The following is a 2437-nucleotide window of genomic DNA, read 5'->3' as shown; positions in this document are numbered from 1 at the left end:
TCTCCCATTCCGAATAAAGCGATACCTAATAAGATTGCTCCAATTGTTGTTCCGAAAGAGTTGATTCCGCCTGCAAGAGTTAAACGGTGTGCTCCAGTTTCTGGACTTCCCATTTTAATCGCCAAAGGATTGGCAACAATTTGTTGAATGGAAAAGCCTAAACCTACTGTAAATAAAGCCGTTAAAAAGAAAGGAAAGCTTTCAATTGTAGCAGCTGGAATGAATAAGAATGAACCTACAGCAGATAAAATTAATCCTGCAGATAATGTTCTTTTGTAGCCATATTTTTGTAAAATATCTACTTTTAAAGAAACGATAAAGAATATAATTGATCCAACAAAATAAGCAGCATAGAAAGCCCACGCTACTAATTGAGATTGTACTTGCGATAGCGTAAATACTTTTTTGAATACTGGAATCAGGATGTCGTTAGCAGAACCAACAAAACCCCAAAAGAAGAAGACGATTATCAAAGAGATAAATTGCCCCCATTTGGTTTGAACATTTTCTGAACTCATAATAATAAGGTTAATTTTTTATTTTATTGTTTTTTGAAGACCGTAAATATATTTGTTAGGATTATCAAAAAAAAATAAAAAGGTATAAATAATGTTAAATTTAAACCAACGGCTATGTTTTTTCAACAAAGTGTTAATTTTAACCTACTTAGAAAATGTAATTCGTAATTATATTTATTCCAATATCTTATTTTTAACTTCTTTACTGTAGTTTCTGCCTATTGGAATGTTGTAAGATTGTATTTGAACGCGGTTTCCTTCTATAGATTTTACCTTATTTAGTGCAATTACATAAGATTTATGAATTCTAAGGAAGCGATCTGCAGGTAATTCTTCTGATAATGATGTAAGAGATTTATGGGTAATATATGTCTTATCTGGCGTGACTACTTTTATATATTCTTTCATTCCTTCAACAAACAAAATTTCCTCAATATTAATTTTCATCATTTTTTTATCGACTTTAATAAAAATATGAGAATCTCCTTTTGAAGTTTCGACTTTAATATTGTTTTTGAGATTGTATTCGGTGGTAATTTTATTGATGCATTTTATGAATCTTGGTAACGGAATAGGTTTTACTAAATAATCTAATACATCCAAATCATAACTTTCAGCAGCAAATTCTCTAAAAGCGGTTGTAATGATGACTTTGGTTTTGTTTTCGATAAGACTAATAAGCTCAAAACCGGTCATCATAGGCATGTTAATATCTAAAAAGACAGCATCAACAGGCGTACTGTTAATAAAATCGAGTGCCTCTAAAGAGTTATTGAATGTTGCTATAACTTCAAAATCTGTAAAATTGGTAAAATAATTTTGCAGGACCTTGATAGCTAAAGGCTCATCATCAATTAACACGCATTTAATCTTCATTATATGTAGGTATTTGTAATCGGATTATGTAGAAATTTAGTTTGGTTTCTTGTTTAAGGCGGAAATTGCTTCTGTAAATTAGTTTCAGTCTTTTTTTTGTATTAACCAAACCAATTCCTCTTTTCGGATTATGATTTTGTGAAATTACAAAATTATTTAAGATTTCAAAATCGAGTATTTTATTGTCTGTAACTTTACAGTTGATCTTTATTTTTAAATTTTTGTTGTTTAGACCTCCATGTTTAAAAGCATTTTCAACCAAAGAAATGAAAATTAATGGCGGTACAACAACATCATCAATATTAGATTCGAGATTTATGGTTACTTCGACATTTTCAAAACGAAGTTTTTCTATTTCAATATAGTTCTGGATATAGTCGATTTCTTTTATTAACGGAACAAATTTGGTTCCTTTAACATCATATAAAACGTACTCCATCAAATTAGAAAGCTTTATAATTACATCAGGAACTTTCTTTGATGATTCTAACGATAAAGCATACAAATTGTTTAGCGTGTTGAAGAAAAAATGGGGCTGAATCTGGTTTTCAAGATATTTAAGTTTAATCTTAAATTGGTTTTCTCGTAAAGATCTGTTTCTTTCTCGCTCTCTTAGCCAAGTCAAGGTAAGATAAATTGATGATGCCATTGCTAAAACATACAATTCTCCGATACAAACAGCAACAATGTGATTGATCTCAAAAGGATGATATTCTCTATTAGCTTCAGGCCATATATTTTCTGATATTATATAGTAGGTTAGAGCTGTTTTTAGAAGATATATCACAAATAGACTCAACAGAAGTAAAAAAGTATACATAATATACTTTTGTTTGAGTACATATCTTGGAACCAAAACAAATAAATTCAAATAAACTAAAGGAATAACCAAAGAGAATTCAATTAAGTTTGATTTGAATGCATAAGGGTAATCATTAAAGTAAGCGCCCCATCTTAAAAAGTTTAAAGTAAAATAAACTCCCCAAAACCAGACATGATTTTGCAGTTTGATATCAAATTTAACTTTTCGTATTTCTTTCAAT

At 29.6% G+C, this 2437-nt stretch carries 3 protein-coding genes; all 3 read right to left on the bottom strand.

Features of this window, described 5'->3' with window-relative positions:
- Positions 1–518, bottom strand: a 518-nt coding sequence (locus tag B3J44_RS19055; RefSeq protein ID WP_286970644.1) for an MFS transporter, incomplete at its 3' end; no start/stop codon positions are given.
- Between the two features lie 174 nt (positions 519–692).
- Complete coding sequence (locus B3J44_RS19050; RefSeq protein ID WP_198856295.1) at positions 693–1394, bottom strand: LytR/AlgR family response regulator transcription factor; 702 nt, start codon at positions 1392–1394, stop codon at positions 693–695.
- A partial coding sequence (locus B3J44_RS19045; RefSeq protein WP_349678307.1) for a sensor histidine kinase occupies positions 1384–2437 on the bottom strand: 1054 nt, incomplete at its 5' end. The genes B3J44_RS19045 and B3J44_RS19050, both read right to left, overlap by 11 nt.

Origin of the sequence: Flavobacterium sp. UBA4854, from assembly GCF_002399805.1 — a bacterium.
GTDB lineage: Bacteria > Bacteroidota > Bacteroidia > Flavobacteriales > Flavobacteriaceae > Flavobacterium > Flavobacterium ginsengisoli.
Note: the sequence above shows the minus strand (reverse complement) of the source record. Positions and strands in the feature narration are given on the sequence as shown.

What these genes read in the sequence shown, in the direction of transcription:
- B3J44_RS19050 (WP_198856295.1), bottom strand. Translation starts at nt 1,394, where the DNA reads ATGAAGATTAAATGCGTGTTAATTGATGATGAGCCTTTAGCTATCAAG.